16 protein-coding genes are annotated in these 15,728 nt (G+C 43.0%); 3 read left to right on the top strand and 13 right to left on the bottom strand.

The window, feature by feature from the left end:
* Positions 1 to 140 precede the first annotated feature (140 nt).
* A complete protein-coding gene (gene lrp, locus ACED48_RS10795) occupies positions 141 to 635 on the bottom strand; it encodes a leucine-responsive transcriptional regulator Lrp (RefSeq protein ID WP_017057048.1) in 495 nt (164 codons plus the stop codon).
* Between the two features lie 156 nt (positions 636 to 791).
* Here lrp and ald point away from each other — a divergent pair, with 156 nt between their 5' ends.
* Entirely contained in the window at positions 792 to 1,916 is a 1,125-nt protein-coding gene (gene ald, locus ACED48_RS10800; protein WP_017057047.1) for an alanine dehydrogenase, read from the top strand.
* A 157-nt stretch (positions 1,917 to 2,073) separates the two neighbouring features.
* Here the strand turns inward: ald and ACED48_RS10805 are convergent, their stop codons facing one another.
* Both ACED48_RS10805 and cysB read right to left on the bottom strand, forming a co-directional pair.
* A complete protein-coding gene (locus ACED48_RS10805; RefSeq protein ID WP_017057046.1) occupies positions 2,074 to 3,276 on the bottom strand; it encodes a methyltransferase in 1,203 nt (400 codons plus the stop codon).
* A 149-nt stretch (positions 3,277 to 3,425) separates the two neighbouring features.
* A complete protein-coding gene (gene cysB, locus ACED48_RS10810) occupies positions 3,426 to 4,400 on the bottom strand; it encodes an HTH-type transcriptional regulator CysB (RefSeq protein WP_017057044.1) in 975 nt (324 codons plus the stop codon).
* Between the two features lie 322 nt (positions 4,401 to 4,722).
* Here cysB and ACED48_RS10815 point away from each other — a divergent pair, with 322 nt between their 5' ends.
* Together ACED48_RS10815 and ACED48_RS10820 are read left to right on the top strand one after the other, a co-directional pair.
* Complete coding sequence (locus ACED48_RS10815; RefSeq protein ID WP_017057043.1) at positions 4,723 to 5,487, top strand: hypothetical protein; 765 nt, start codon at positions 4,723 to 4,725, stop codon at positions 5,485 to 5,487.
* A 143-nt stretch (positions 5,488 to 5,630) separates the two neighbouring features.
* Positions 5,631 to 6,386, top strand: a complete 756-nt coding sequence (locus tag ACED48_RS10820; protein WP_017057042.1) for a tRNA-(ms[2]io[6]A)-hydroxylase — start codon at positions 5,631 to 5,633, stop codon at positions 6,384 to 6,386.
* Positions 6,387 to 6,493: 107 nt separating this feature from the next.
* On the opposite strand, the gene pyrF is transcribed toward ACED48_RS10820, so the two are convergent.
* The 10 genes from pyrF to msbA form a co-directional block, all read right to left on the bottom strand.
* Positions 6,494 to 7,189 (bottom strand): orotidine-5'-phosphate decarboxylase, encoded by a 696-nt coding sequence (pyrF, locus tag ACED48_RS10825; protein WP_017057041.1) that lies wholly within the window; start codon positions 7,187 to 7,189, stop codon positions 6,494 to 6,496.
* A 130-nt stretch (positions 7,190 to 7,319) separates the two neighbouring features.
* On the bottom strand, positions 7,320 to 8,495 hold the full coding sequence (gene lapB, locus ACED48_RS10830) for a lipopolysaccharide assembly protein LapB (protein ID WP_017057040.1): 1,176 nt from the start codon (positions 8,493 to 8,495) through the stop codon (positions 7,320 to 7,322).
* Between the two features lie 11 nt (positions 8,496 to 8,506).
* Positions 8,507 to 8,779 (bottom strand): LapA family protein, encoded by a 273-nt coding sequence (locus ACED48_RS10835; RefSeq protein WP_017057039.1) that lies wholly within the window; start codon positions 8,777 to 8,779, stop codon positions 8,507 to 8,509.
* Positions 8,780 to 8,908: 129 nt separating this feature from the next.
* The gene (gene ihfB, locus ACED48_RS10840) at positions 8,909 to 9,193 is read right to left on the bottom strand and encodes an integration host factor subunit beta (RefSeq protein WP_010439923.1); all 285 of its coding nucleotides are present in this window, start codon (positions 9,191 to 9,193) and stop codon (positions 8,909 to 8,911) included.
* Positions 9,194 to 9,314: 121 nt separating this feature from the next.
* Positions 9,315 to 10,985 carry a 30S ribosomal protein S1 gene (rpsA, locus tag ACED48_RS10845; protein ID WP_017057038.1) on the bottom strand — a complete coding sequence of 557 codons (1,671 nt, stop codon included), beginning with the start codon at positions 10,983 to 10,985 and terminating at the stop codon, positions 9,315 to 9,317.
* Positions 10,986 to 11,091: 106 nt separating this feature from the next.
* Positions 11,092 to 11,772 (bottom strand): (d)CMP kinase, encoded by a 681-nt coding sequence (gene cmk / locus ACED48_RS10850; RefSeq protein ID WP_017057037.1) that lies wholly within the window; start codon positions 11,770 to 11,772, stop codon positions 11,092 to 11,094.
* 275 nt (positions 11,773 to 12,047) lie between these two features.
* Positions 12,048 to 12,794: a 3-deoxy-manno-octulosonate cytidylyltransferase gene (gene kdsB, locus ACED48_RS10855; RefSeq protein ID WP_017057036.1), complete on the bottom strand. Its 747-nt coding sequence runs from the start codon at positions 12,792 to 12,794 to the stop codon at positions 12,048 to 12,050.
* On the bottom strand, positions 12,794 to 12,973 hold the full coding sequence (locus ACED48_RS10860; protein ID WP_004736429.1) for a Trm112 family protein: 180 nt from the start codon (positions 12,971 to 12,973) through the stop codon (positions 12,794 to 12,796). The genes kdsB and ACED48_RS10860 overlap by 1 nt, the downstream gene beginning before the upstream one ends.
* Entirely contained in the window at positions 12,954 to 13,961 is a 1,008-nt protein-coding gene (gene lpxK, locus ACED48_RS10865) for a tetraacyldisaccharide 4'-kinase (RefSeq protein WP_017057035.1), read from the bottom strand. Before lpxK ends, ACED48_RS10860 begins: the two co-directional genes overlap by 20 nt.
* Before the next feature lie 15 nt (positions 13,962 to 13,976).
* Positions 13,977 to 15,725, bottom strand: coding sequence for a lipid A ABC transporter ATP-binding protein/permease MsbA (gene msbA / locus ACED48_RS10870; RefSeq protein WP_017057034.1), 1,749 nt, complete (start codon positions 15,723 to 15,725; stop codon positions 13,977 to 13,979).
* Positions 15,726 to 15,728 lie beyond the last annotated feature (3 nt).

Genomic DNA, 15,728 nt, shown 5'->3' on the forward strand with positions numbered 1-15,728 from the left:
GATAAAAACACAGCGAGCGGACCAAGCCGCTCGTTTCAATGAAACTACTGTTGATTTAACCATATCAAACCAAAAAACCCAATTCCAGAAAGCAAGAAAGCGGAACAAAAGTCCGCTTTCTTTCATTTCATCAATTATGATTAACGAGTCTTAATCACAAGTTGATTAGTTTGTTTCACTTCTTCCATTACCACGTAAGTTCTAGTGTCGTTTACGCCTGGTAGACGCAGTAACGTATCACCTAATAACTTACGGTAAGCACCCATATCGGATACTCGAGTTTTTAGAAGGTAGTCAAAATCACCCGACACTAAATGACACTCTTGGATATCATCAAGTTTCTGAACAGCGGTGTTGAATTGCTCGAACACATCTGGAGCACCACGGTTCAACGTAATTTCAACAAACACTAAAAGTGAAGCATCGAGGTACTGTGGGTTCAGCAACGCTGTGTACCCATTAATGTAACCTTGACGTTCTAAACGGCGAACTCGCTCAAGACATGGAGTTGGAGAAAGTCCTACTCTTTTCGAGAGTTCAACGTTTGAGATACGACCGTCTTTTTGCAACTCATTAAGAATGTTGCGGTCAATACGATCTAGTTCCTTGGACGGCTTCTTATAATTGTCTGCCATTTTTTATTCCACCTTATTACTTCCTTGCAAAAAAATATACTACAACTTTTTAATATTCAGTATCAAATTTTATTTAAACCCATCTATACTAGCTATTAATTCGACAGAATTACCCTACACATAGATAAAACAACCAAAATAAAATAAGGAATCAGGATGATCATTGGCGTACCTAAGGAAATCAAAAACCACGAATACCGCGTTGGTATGACCCCAGCTAGCGTGAGAGAACTCATTTCACACGGCCACCAAGTTTTTGTAGAAACCAATGCCGGTAATGGTATCGGTTTTTCAGACGATGATTACATCGCTGTAGGCGCATCCATTCTTCCTACTGCTGCTGACGTTTTCGCGAAAGCAGAGATGATTATAAAGGTTAAAGAACCTCAAGCTGTCGAGCGAGCTATGCTTCGCGAGGGGCAAATATTATTTACCTATTTACACCTTGCACCAGATTTTCCACAAACTGAAGAGCTTATCAAGAGCAAAGCTGTCTGTGTAGCCTATGAGACTGTAACAGATAATATGGGTCGCTTGCCACTATTAGCACCAATGTCTGAAGTTGCTGGTCGCATGTCTATTCAAGCGGGTGCACAAACATTAGAGAAATCTAATGGTGGTTGTGGCCTTCTTCTTGGTGGCGTTCCGGGTGTTGAGCCCGCGAAAGTTGTTGTTGTTGGCGGTGGTGTTGTTGGTGCTAACGCAGCACGTATGGCTGTTGGCCTTCGCGCTGATGTTACAATCCTTGACCGTAACCTAGATACACTTCGTCGCCTGGATGAAGAATTTCAAGGCCGCGCAAAAGTGGTTTATTCTACTGAAGACGCTATCGAGAAGCATGTTCTAGAAGCTGACCTAGTGATTGGTGCTGTACTGATCCCAGGCGCAGCGGCCCCTAAACTGGTTACTAAAGAGCATATCGCTAAGATGAAGCCAGGTTCAGCAGTTGTTGACGTTGCAATAGACCAAGGTGGTTGTTTCGAGACTTCTCACGCAACCACTCACGCAGACCCAACTTACATCGTTGATGACGTAGTTCACTACTGTGTTGCAAACATGCCTGGTGCCGTTGCTCGTACTTCTACTTCCGCGCTAAACAATGCAACACTTCCTTACATTGTTAAACTAGCAAACAAAGGCTACCGCGAAGCACTTCTGTCTGATGAAGGTTTCTTAGAAGGACTAAACGTCATTCACGGTAAAGTGACTTGTAAAGAAGTTGCGGAGAGCTTTGACCTAGAATACGTAGACCCAGCAGAAGCTATCGCAATGTTTAACTAATGATGCAGTGACTAACTGAGCGTAAATTTTCTCGTTGAAGAGTTCAGTTAATCCACATATTAAAAGCCAGTCCGACATTTCTCGAACTGGCTTTTTTGTATCTGTAACACTATTTTTCAACAGCGATGATAAACGCCCTGTCTGAAACTCGTGTGATTTATCGGTCGCTCTTAACACCATGAATCAACAAGTTTCGAGGCGTGACACTGCGTTCGCAAAACTCTTCGAGAGTTACTTCATAGCCTTGCTCTTGCAAGTAAATAGCTCGATCCAAAGCTAACCATACCTCCAATGGTCGCCTAAAAACTTGTTGAACTAAGCTCAGTTTCTCCATTTCCCAGAAAAGCGTCTCGCCTTGAACCAGATACGATTCAAAGTCGATACCTGAACAAAGTGAGATATTTTTCACTTCGGCCGCCCATAGGCAAAATGACTCAAACCCCTCGGATAACTCTGATTTTTTAATACTCGGTACCGGAATGTATTCATTGATACTACGTTCAGCCTTGAGCAGTTGGCTAAAACCCAAACGATAACTCATCTCTAACTGACGGTGCCTCTTTACCCTTTCTCCACCTGTAACGGTTTCTTGAAGTGGGATTCGTAAATCACTCTTGCTCAATGTCAAATCAGAACTTTTCGCAACCGACGACATCGCTTGGTAGTTTTCATTACGAATAAGATGGTAGCAACAAGGGGAGATAGTGACGGCTGGTAGCCCATGTGACACAGATTTTTTCACTAACTCAACATGCAGGTCGCCACAGGCATGCAGTGCTACAGCGTGTTGGTCTGTATTAAAGACATCATCTGCACTTTCAGAAAGCGCATCACCTTGAACAAAGGTCATGTCTAGGCGTTGTGCATCTGCAATCTTTTGTCCGCTTTCACACAGCGATTGCTGCCACTCGAAACTGGTGACTTTTTGCTTCGATTGTTGAGATAAGATTCGACCGAGAAAACCCTTTCCAGAACACCACTCCAACCATTCTTTGCCATGATGGTGTTCAAGCAAAGCTTCCCCCATCGAAACAATCTGTTGTAGCTTTCTTCCCGGAATGCCATCTTCGGAACCTCGTGGAAGCGTTAGCCCTTTATGTGCTGTGAAAGTGAACTGAATATTTTGATTCGCTTCCTCTAATTCGGGAAGAAAACCAATAAGCTCTTCAACCAAAGCTTGAGGCTGCTCTTTAAGAATCTGAATATTCTCGATACTCAAGCTATTCAGCCAATCAACAAGCGGCCGATTCACATCAACCCAAGGTCGTTGCTGGGTTTGGCATAGGTGGAAGGGTTCTGAACGCCAGTAAACTTGGTGCTCTAACAAGAATGAGTCGAGTATTTTAAATCGTGAATGCATGCTTCCCCCTATGGTGCGAGGATTGTAGGGGTAAGAAACAGAAATGGAAAGGGTCGATATAAAAGAGAACAGCAAAGAAAGATCGAAATCAGAAAGAAAAACGGCCTGTATCTACAGGCCGAATAAGAATCTAGATTTGCACCATGAGATTAACGAACAGGTAGCTCGATATCTTTAAACATCTCTTCAATCTCTTCATTCGATTTCAAAGAAATTGCCTGCTCTACCACAGGGCGAGTTAAGTGCGGTGCAAAACGCTCCATGAAATCAAACATGTAAGAACGCAGAAAGGTACCTTTTCTAAAGCCGATGCTTGTGGTGCTTGCACCAAACAGATGGCTGGCATCAATGGCAACCAAATCAGTATCTTGTTCTTGGTCGATGGCCATACTTGCAATAACACCAACACCAATCCCCATTCGAACATAAGTCTTAATCACATCAGCATCAGTGGCTGTAAATACCACTCGAGGTGTTAAGCCAACTTTATTGAATGCTGTATCAAGCTCAGAACGACCAGTAAAACCAAATACATAGGTAACCAGAGAGTAAGCAGCAAGATCTTCGATAGTGATATTTCGTTTTTTCGCCAGAGGATGATCTTTAGTAACAACTATTGAACGGTTCCAATGGTAACAAGGCAGCATAATCGCATCTTGGTAAAGATGAAGCGCTTCCGTTGCAATTGCAAAATTAGCCGTCCCCTTAGCAACCGCTTCCGACATTTGGCTAGGCGTACCTTGGTGCATGTGAAGTGATACTTTTGGGTAACGCGCTGTGAAGCCCTTAATTACATCAGGCAGAGCATAACGAGCTTGAGTATGTGTTGTTGAAATATTCAATGTCCCCATCTCAGGATGAGTGTGTTCACCTGCAACGGATTTAATACTTTCAACACGGGCTAAGATCTCTTGAGAGATACGAATAATATCTTCACCAGCTTGGGTAACCTGCGTTAAATGTTTACCGCTACGTTCAAAGATCTGAATCCCTAACTCATCTTCCAATAATCTAACTTGTTTACTAATACCCGGTTGAGATGTGTACAAACTCTCTGCTGTCGCAGAAACATTTAGGTTATGGTTTACAACCTCAACAATGTACTTCAGTTGCTGTAACTTCATATTTAACCCCGTAATCCTTTACTCATTTCTGTGATAACTTATTTGTAAAGGGAGCGTTATAGTCTCGTGTAATATAATTAATAGTTATAACGCCTCAAGCCCTAAAATGACAGAAATATTGAGTTTTTATAGGTTAAAAAACAATAATACCAATAACGCTTTGCAACCTACTCCTCATTCTCATACATTAGTTAGTAAGTTTTGATTGCCGATTACGCTCAACAAGAGATAATGATAAATTGCAATTTACGAGTGCCGATACGCCATGGAATCGTGTATCCTTTCTAGTTAGCTATAAAAAACAACAAGCAGACACAAATATATGAATATTGGTTTAATCATTGCCTTAGTAGCCGTTCTTTTGGTGTTAGTTTTAGGCTACAACATCATGCTTCAATATAAAGTTAAGGTAGAAACAGCAAAGAAGCAGGAAGCTTCTCGTTATCTAACCATTATTGACGGAACAGAAGAGTTGATTGGCAATGCTCATCACATGCCTTTTAGCCAAGATCTTCTTGTATGCTTAAATAATCGAATTCTTGATGCGTTGGAAAACATGTATCAACTCGACCCAAAAAATAAGCAACTTGCTCAACGCATCGAAAGCATAAAACAACAAATCACTCAGCTCAAAGAGAACTATCAAGGTGGCGAGAGCACTACTTTTCGAGTTCCAAGCAGTGACAAGCAGGCGATCATGATGCTTAAATTAGTTAAGCGCCTTCGTGATACGGTGCGTAACGAGCACAATAAAGGCCGCTTCGAGACTCAGGCTTATGTAGTAGAAAACGCCCGTCTAGAAACGATTCAAATTCGAATCAACATCGAGAACGTTATTAAACGTGCAAATGACTCTATCTCTCGTGGACAACCAGGAACGGCAATACAGTTACTACGTAAAGGTATAGATGCACTAGCGACCAAAAACGATTCATATTCTAATCAAGCAAAAGAAAAGCTTCAGCAGATGCTGAACGACCTTGATCAGAAGCGCCTAGATAAAAGCGCACAAGATTTACAACAAATAGAATCTAAAGAGCGTGATGACGATATGGATGCCCTCTTCGGTCAGAAGAAAAAGTGGTAAGAGTTTAACTAAAATGCTTAAAGGCCACTTTATTTCTAGTAAATAGATGGCCTTTTTTGTGCCTATCGAATTTCTTTTCCCCGTATAGGGAGATCTCTTCAGCTGTGATAGGATCGCGTATTATCAACAAACTTTACTAGACCATGTATCAAGAATTATTAGCTCCAATTCACTCTTTTCTTAAAGCTGAAACACCAGATTCATGGATCGATGAAGCCAAGAAGCCTGAAAATCTTCATATCATTTTACGCGATCACATGCTTTGTGAACTAAAAGCAGCACAAAGTGCTTTGTTCCTTATCCGTAAATACGCTGTTGATAAAGAAAGTGCAAAGCAACTGAATGAATGGATCTTGCCATACGAGCAATTTGCTTACCGTCGTATCGGAAACTTAGAGTCTCTACATGGTAAAAGCAACGTATCAAAACAAATCACAGCGAAAGATGGCTGCAATTATGGTGCAGACCTGATCGATAAAATGGTATTACTGATCAAAGAAGAGCTGCATCATTTCTACCAAGTTATGGAATTGATGGTAAAGAAAGGCTTCACTTACCAACCGATTGAAGCGGGTCGTTACGCTAAGGGCTTGATCAAACAGGTTAAGACTTATGAGCCTGATGCTCTGGTTGACAAGCTTATCATCGGCGCGTTTATTGAAGCTCGCTCTTGTGAACGATTCGCTAAATTGGCTCCTTTCTTGGAAGAAGACATGGAGAAGTTTTACGTGTCTCTACTTCGTTCAGAAGCCCGCCACTACCAAGACTACCTTGAGCTAGCAGAGCAGATCGCAGGCAAAGATATCTCCGAGCGTATTGCTCACTTCGCGCAAGTAGAAGCTAACCTTATTACTTCAGAAGACAGTGACTTTAAGTTTCATAGTGGTGCGCCGATATAAGTTAAGCCAAGCCAATCTAACCCAAACGAATTCTGCTTCTCGAAGACAAACAAGAAGGCCAGCAATCGCTGGTCTTCTTTATTCGTATCGCTAGCTATAAGAGAAACTTAAGCTAGGGTACCGTTAATCTCAGCAAGAACCGCTGCAGGGTCTGCAGCTTGAGTAATTGGGCGGCCGATAACAAGATAGTCAGAACCTGATTCAATCGCCTTCGAAGGTGTCATGATACGCTTCTGGTCCCCAATATCGGCACCTACAGGACGAATACCAGGAGTCACTAGCTTAAACTCCTGACCAAGAGCACCTTTCAGCAAAGAAGCCTCTTGTGCTGAACATACAACACCGTCTAGGCCAGAGTTTTTAGTAAGAGAAGCCAATCGCATTACTTGCTGTTGTGGTTCTAGGTCTAAACCGATACCCGCTAGATCAGACTGCTCCATGCTGGTTAGTACCGTCACACCGATTAACAACGGACGATCTTTACCATATGGTTCTAAAATTTCACGCGAAGCCGTCATCATACGCTCACCGCCACTTGCGTGTACATTCACCATCCAAACGCCTAATTCAGCGGCAGCACGCACTGCTTTTGAACATGTGTTAGGGATGTCGTGGAATTTGAGGTCTAAGAATACTGAGAAACCACGCTTATGTAATTCACGAACAAACTCAGGGCCAAACAAGGTAAACATCTCTTTGCCGACTTTTAAGCGGCAAGATGCTGGGTCAATACGATCAACAAAGGTTAACGCATCCGCTTGGTTGTCATAATCCAAGGCTACAATGATTTTTTGGTCGTTCATTTCATCTCCTAACGCAGTTAACTTTCTACAAAATATTTACTCACCTACACATAGCGGGTAATAAATAACAGTCATAAAAATGCAGCCCGAAAGCTGCAATTAAAAATTTGGTCTTAAAATGACCACAAATCTATTCACCATCAAGTCCACGAATAGGCTTGATCGTCCCCCACCCTTTACATGAAGGGCAGTGCCAGTACATTGAGTGCGTTGAGAAGCCACACTGATGGCAACGATAATGCGGCTTAAGCTTCAATTGTTCACCCACCATAGACTGTAGAGTAGTTAAGCTTTCTTTCGCTCGGCCTTCTTCTGCTTCTGCTAGGTGGTAATCGATTAATCGATAAAAACCTTTCATTGTTGGGTTTTTGACAAGTTGCTTAGTCAGTAGTTCTTGGGCTGACCCAACATCTTCATGGTGAGCAACCAACTGAGCAAGCATCAGTTCAGCGGATACTCCAGCTTTCTTCTGAATACAAGCTTTAAGGAACTCGACCAATTGAGCTTCCCGTCCAAGCTTGTGGTAACACTCTGCAAGGGTTGGCAATACCTCACTAATAAAGTCGATATCTTGCTCGAGAACCGACTCCAGACAAGTAATTGTCTTTTGATAATCTTCGTTTGCTAAATGGAATTTACCTAAAGCAATGCTAGCACGAACACATTTAGGATCTTCAGATAGAGCCTTCTTAAAGTGTTGAAGTACCTTAGCGCGATTACCATCAGCTTGTTCTTGCATAGCAAGCTCACACCAAAAATGCGCAACGGTCGCACGCATCTTCATTTTCTTCTTACCGAGTTTCACTAAGATATTTCCGTAATGGATAGCTTTGTGCCATTCTCGTGTTTGCTGATAAATAGCAACCAATTGCTGTAGAGCACCCTCTTTATGATCGGGTTCTTCGACAAGCTGTTCAAAGATCTTCTCGGCGCGGTCGAGAAAACCAGAGACCATATAGTCTTTAGCTAACTGTTGTAGTGCGAGGTTTTTCTGATCGAGAGTAAGCCCCGAACGAGAGATAAGATTTTGGTGAATACGAATAGCACGATCAACTTCCCCCCTTGAACGGAACAAATTGCCCAAGGCCAAGTGCGTATCGATGGTTTCATTGTCTACTTGAAGTAGCTCGATAAAGTGATCTACTGCTTTGTCAGATTGGTCCGACAACAGTAGATTCAAACCCGTCACATACTGACGGGAGATCTGGTGTGATTGTTTCTGTTTTTCTTGCTGAGCATTACGATTACCCATATACCAACCATAAGCAGCGGCAATTGGTAAAAGTAAGAACAGTAACTCTAACATCAAATATAGCCTTAAGCTTTAGTGGCAGCAGCTACCTGCTTTGATTGCTTATTAAGCTGTTTTTTCAAGCGATGAATTTTCAGCTGAGATCGCATGTGCATATTACCAAAGACTAACCAAGCAAGGCCAAAGCCTGAAACGAAGACCACACCTAATAAGCTGGATAAGTGGAAGTCACCTTGTGCTAGCAGATAATTGAAGTTCACAGTGGTTTGGTTCTGAGAGCCTAAAGCCAGTGCAATTAGGAAAAGTGCGATAACGGCGACTATTTTTATAATTTTCATAGTTCATCACTCATTGGTTGGTTAGCTGTACGATTATGCAGGAAAATTGCTAATCAGACCACCATATTATGGTCATAAAAAAGCGGCATACATTGTAGTATGCCGCTTTTCTTAATTCCGATAAATGGACTACAATCCTGAATTTACTCTTTCACGTAGCTCTTTACCCGGTTTAAAGTGAGGAACGTATTTACCTTCCAATTCTACCTTGTCGCCAGTCTTTGGATTACGTCCAACACGAGGTTCACGGTAGTGAAGAGAAAAGCTACCAAAACCGCGAATTTCGATTCGATCACCACTTTCTAATGTTGAAGCCATATGCTCTAAAATGTCTTTTACAGCGTCTTCAATTTCTTTAGCAGAAAGGTGCGTTTGCTCAGCGCACAGTCTTTCAATCAATTCAGACTTAGTCATAGTTACCCTCGTTGGTTTTCTTTTTAGAAATTATAGACCTATCGGAAAAATAAGCAAAAAAAAAGGAGCCTTACGGCTCCTTTCTTAGCTATATAGCTATAATTCTCTTAATGAGAAGCTATTATTCGCCTTTAGCAGCTTTGAATGCGTCTGCCATTGCGTTACCGAACGCGCCTTCATCAGACTTGTTCAGTGAAGCCATTGCTTCTTGCTCATCAGCTTCATCTTTAGCTTTGATAGATAGGTTGATTACGCGGTTCTTACGGTCTACACCAGTGAACTTCGCTTCAACGCTATCCCCAACGCTTAGGATTAGAGATGCATCTTCGATACGGTCACGAGAAACTTCAGAAGCACGTAGGTAGCCTTCAACGCCTTCGATTAGCTCGATAGTAGCGCCTTTAGCGTCAACTGCAGTTACAGTACCGTTTACAAGAACACCTTTCTTGTTGTCAGCAACGTATGCGTTGAACGGGTCGTTTTCCATTTGCTTAACGCCAAGAGAAATACGCTCACGCTCTGCATCTACTGCTAGAACAACAGCAGAGATTTCGTCGCCTTTCTTGTATTCACGTACAGCTTCTTCGCCTGCAGCGTTCCAAGAAATATCAGATAGGTGTACTAGACCGTCGATACCGCCTTCTAGACCGATGAAGATACCAAAGTCAGTGATAGACTTGATCTTACCAGTAACTTTGTCGCCCTTAGCTTGCATTTCTGCAAATGACTGCCATGGGTTAGCTTTACACTGTTTCAGACCTAGAGAGATACGACGACGTTCTTCGTCGATATCAAGAACCATAACCTCAACTTCGTCGCCAACATTAACAACTTTAGAAGGGTGGATGTTCTTGTTAGTCCAATCCATTTCAGAAACGTGTACTAGACCTTCAACGCCTTCTTCGATTTCAACGAAGCAGCCGTAGTCAGTTAGGTTTGTAACACGACCAGAAAGCTTGTGACCTTCTGGGTAACGCTTAGCGATTGCTACCCATGGATCTTCGCCTAGTTGCTTAAGACCTAGAGAAACACGAGTGCGCTCACGATCGAACTTAAGAACTTTAACTAGGATTTCGTCACCAACGTTAACGATCTCTGATGGGTGCTTAACACGCTTCCAAGCCATATCTGTGATATGTAGAAGACCGTCAACACCGCCAAGATCAACGAATGCACCGTAGTCAGTAAGGTTCTTAACGATACCTTTAACTTCAGTACCTTCTTGTAGAGTTTCAAGAAGTTCGTCACGCTCAACACTGTTTTCAGATTCGATAACAGCACGACGAGAAACAACAACGTTGTTACGCTTCTGGTCTAGCTTGATTACTTTGAACTCTAGCTCTTTGTTTTCTAGGTGAGCAGTGTCACGGATAGGACGTACGTCTACTAGAGAACCTGGAAGGAAAGCACGGATACCGTTAAGTTCAACAGTGAAACCGCCTTTAACTTTACCGTTGATGATACCAACAACAGTTTCAGCTTCTTCGCAAGCTTTCTCAAGTACGATCCAAGCTTCGTGGCGCTTAGCTTTCTCACGAGAAAGTTGAGTCTCACCGAAACCATCTTCAACAGCGTCTAGAGCTACGTCTACTTCAGCACCAACTTCAACTTCAAGTTCGCCAGCAGCATTCTTGAATTGTTCAGCAGGGATAGCAGATTCAGACTTAAGACCAGCATCTACAAGAACGAAACCGTTCTCGATAGCTACTACAGTACCTTTAACGATGCTGCCTTGTTGGAATTCAGTTTCAGATAGAAACTCTTCAAAGAGTTGAGCAAAAGATTCAGTCATTATTTAATCTTCAATAATTAAACGTCCATGGGTATCCTACCGCATGGGGTTGATAAATTCGCCGGTCATCATCCTTGCGACCAACGTTCTTACTCGCTCGGTGAAATTACCCAGCCAGCTTCGATTCAATATAGTGTAGTGCTTTTTCTACTACTTGCTCGATGTTCATCGAGGTAGAATCTAGCACAAGCGCATCCTCAGCTGGGCGTAATGGCGCAACTGGGCGATTACGATCTCGATCGTCTCGCTCTTGGATCTCGCTCAAAAGGTCGTCAAATTTAACATCTAACCCCTTCTGTTGCAACTGTTTAAGGCGGCGACTCGCACGCTCTTCAGCACTTGCATCTAAAAATATTTTGGCTTCAGCTTCAGGAAACACGACCGTTCCCATGTCACGTCCATCAGCAACCAGACCTGGTGCTGAGCTGAATGCGCGTTGACGACGAAGTAAAGCTTCACGAACGCGAGGTAAAGCAGCCACTTTTGAAGCCGCCATGCCAGTCTCTTCTTTACGAAGCTCACCAGATACGTCTTCACCTTCTAAGATAACCTTAACCAAATCACCTTCCGCAATAAACTGCACATCTAAGTGAGTTGCAAGCGGTACTAAAGCTTCTTCTGATTCAGTATCGACACCGTGGTGAATTGCAGCTAAAGCCAGTACGCGATAGATCGCACCTGAGTCTAGAAGATGAAAGCCTAGCTTATCTGCTAGTAACATACACAGGGTACCTTTACCTGCACCACTTGGTCCATCAACCGTAATCACTGGGCTTTGAGAAGGCATCTTTTACTCCACGTTTTGTCGTAAATTTTATTCTGTACTAGCGATTCGCTACTACTTTATAGGCGGCATATTATAGAGAAAAATTGGAAGTCGAGCGAGGTAAATCTCATATAATTCAGAGTGGATGATGCATTAGCAAATACAATCGACTCAATATCCGCCAGCTTAGGCGAGTAGACACGTGCACATTTTCTATCGGCATAAAAAAGCCTCGCAATAAGCAAGGCTCATGATTTTGCATTTAGTAGAGCAAAGAAGTAGTGGCTCGAAGAAATTTAACCAATAATAGCGCGAACCGCCTCTAAGTCTTCTAGAGTATCCACCCCTGCAGAAGGCGCTTCCATTGCAACGTCTACGTGAATTTTCTCGCCGTACCACAGTACTCGTAGTTGCTCTAGACACTCAATACGTTCAAGGGTACTTGGTTCCCAATTGATGTAAGTATTGATAAAGCCCGCACGGTAAGCGTAGATACCGATATGACGCAGTAAAGGAGATTCCGCAGCTGTACCATTGTTCGCGTAGGCATCGCGATCCCAAGGAATCGTCGCACGACTAAAATACAGTGCATAACCGTCTTTATCCGTCACCACTTTTACAGCGTTAGGATTAAATACTTCATCAGCGTGAGTAATTTCTACACCTAGTGTTGCCATTGGTGCTGTGCTATTCGCCAGGTTATTTGCAACCTGATTAATAATTGCAGGTGGGATAAGAGGCTCATCACCTTGAACATTTACGATAATATGGTCATCGGGAATGTTCATCACTTCAATCACTTCAGCTAAACGCTCTGTACCCGAGTCATGATTCGGTGATGTCATACAAACAGTGGCACCAAATGCTTTAACCGCTTTTTCAACTCGAGCGTCGTCGGTAGCGATAATAACGTTATCGGCACCCGCTTTCATTGACTGTTCATATACCCATTGAATCATCGGCTTTCCACCAATGTCAGCAAGTGGCTTCCCCGGTAAACGGCTCGATTGATATCTTGCAGGTATGACAACCGTATAAGACATTACTTACCCTCATCCATAGAAACGGTGCGAGCTTCAGGTTCTAAAAGAACAGGAATACCCTCTTTAATTGGGTAAGCAAGGCGATCAATTTTACAAACAAGCTCTTGCTTATCCTTGTCAAAAGTTAGTTTACCTTTACATACAGGACAAGCAACGATCTCAAGCAGACGGTGATCCATAGTATTCCATAACCTCTTTTATTCTTTTTAAAATTTGCTGTTGCGAATCTTCATTAAACTGCGCAGAAACTGGAAGATACCACCAGTTGTCTTGAGCATATTCTTCGCATTTTACAGCGTCTTTTTCTGTCATAATCATATTCATACCTTTCTTTGCTAAGGCATGAAGTTCATCTTTATCAAAATCTTGATGATCGGAGAAGCCTTGAGTGAAAACCACATCACCATCAAGTTCGTCTAATGTTTTAAAAAAGCGTGGCGGATGGCCTATTCCTGCAAAAGCCACCAGCTTTGGTAATTCTGCTACTGACTTTTTCTGTCCAGTCTTTAGATTAACCGCTTCACTAGGCAACAAAGACATTGAGAACTCTCGCCCTTGCGCCTTTCCACCATTGTTAATCAAGAAATCGACATCATCTAAACGTGATACTGGCTCTCGCAATGGACCCAGTGGAATTAGGCTCTCATTACCGAAACGTCTTGCACCGTCAATAACTGAAAACTCAATATCACGTTCAAGCGCATAATGTTGCAGTCCATCATCAGTGATAATGACATTAACACCTTCACTCAGCAAAGCCTTCACTGCATTTGCACGTACAGGGTCAACCGCAACAGGGCAACCGGTTCGCTTACGGATCAAACGAGGCTCGTCACCCGAATGTTCGGCTGACGTATTTTCATCTAGCACGAGTGGATAGTTTGGCGCTTTAGCCCCATAACCTCGAGACACCACACCAGGTTTAAAGCCATTGGCTTGCAGCATCTCAACTAGCCAGATCACAACAGGTGTTTTGCCATTACCGCCAGCGGTTATGTTACCAACAACAATCACTGGTAGAGCTGGTCGATAGGTCTCTTTTTTACCAGATAAGTACGCATCACGACGTTGACCACTGATCATTTTGAACAGCAGGCTCAATGGCCACAACAATGGCCAAAGAAGATATTTCAACGGATGATTGTTAAACCAAATCTTTTCGATCACAACAACGACCTAATCTTATCCGCTGAACTGAATTCGATGCAGCTGCGCGTAAGCACCATCATGTTCAATAAGTTCTGCGTGCGCGCCTCTTTCTACAATTTGGCCATCATCAACCACTAAGATCTCATCGGCTTGCTCGATAGTTGATAGACGGTGAGCAATCACCAAAACAGTCTTATCTTTTTGTAGCTCTTCCAATGCAGACTGGATCGCTCTTTCTGATTCAGTATCCAATGCAGAAGTCGCCTCATCAAGAATCAGCACAGGTGCATCTCTTAATAGAGCACGGGCAATCGCAATACGCTGTCGTTGTCCACCAGAAAGGCTCGCGCCGTTTTCGCCAACAACGGTATCGATGCCATTTTCCATGCCTTCGATAAACTCACTTGCATGAGCAAGCTTAGCTGCATGTTCGATCTGTTCGCGGGAGTATTGCTCTTCTGCCGCATAAGCGATGTTGTTCGCCACCGTGTCGTTAAATAGGTGAACATTTTGAGAAACAAGAGCAAAGTGCTCACGTAGGTTTCTCAATTCGTAATCACGAATATCGTGTCCATCAAGCTCGATAGAGCCCGAATCTACGTCATAGAAACGAGTAAACAGGTTAGCGATGGTACTCTTGCCCGAACCAGACCGGCCAACAAGAGCGACCGTCTTACCTTTCGGAATATTGAAGCTCACCTTATCAAGTGCTGGTTTCTCTGCACCATCATAAGTAAACGTCACTTCTTTTACTGCAACTTCACCGGTTACGGTTTCAGGTTTCAACGTGCCTTTGTTTTGTTCTGTATCTAGATCCATTAAACCAAATAGCGTGGTACTTGCCGCCATACCGCGTTGGAACTCAGACGTTACGTTGGTTAACGCTTTTAACGGACGCATTAAACCAAACATCGCAGAGAACACAACCGTAAACGTACCTGGCGTTAGCTCGGCTTTAATAGAATCGACACTCGCAAGAACAAGAACCACCACAATTGCAACCGAAGCGATCATCTGAATGATTGGGTTGGCTGCTGCTTGAGCCGTTATCAACTTCATGCTTTGTTGGCGCATTTGGTTGCTCACCTTATCAAAGCGATGCTTTTCTAAATCCTGACCACCGTATGTTAGAACAACTTTATGCCCCTTCAGCATTTGTTCTGCTGAAGAAGCAACATGGCCCATGCTGGTCTGCATGTTTTTCGAAATCTTCCGGAATCGCTTCGAGACGATGCCAATCGCCCACGCCACAAGAGGGGCGACAGCAAACAACACTAAAGACAACTGCCAACTATTCCAGAACATCAGTGTCAACAAGCCAATAATACTTGCACCTTCACGAACAATACTAACTAAAGCCTTACTCGTTGCGGCAGACACTTGCTCTGAGTCATAAGTAATTCGAGATAGCAATGCGCCCGTCTGCTCTTTATCGAAGAAAGAAACTGGCATATGCATGAAATGACTAAATATTTTACGACGAATTTCCATAACCACGTTGCCAGAAACCCAGCTCAAGCAATAGGTTGAAACGAAACCGCTGACACCACGAATAAACATCATGGCAAAAACAATGAAAGGAAGTGTACGTAGAAAATCAGACTCAGCGCTGCCAAAGCCTTCATCAAGTAAAGGTTTTAGCAAGGAAATCATATAGGTATCAGAGACGGCATTAATAATAAGCGCGATAACCGCAACACCGAGGCCAGCCTTATATAGTCGAATATAAGTCCAAAGTCTTTTAAACGTGACCCAGGTGGTTTCATCTGTTTGTGTTGACATAAA

It is taken from the genome of Vibrio sp. 5S239 (assembly GCF_041439575.1).
Classification (GTDB): Bacteria; Pseudomonadota; Gammaproteobacteria; order Enterobacterales; family Vibrionaceae; genus Vibrio; species Vibrio kanaloae.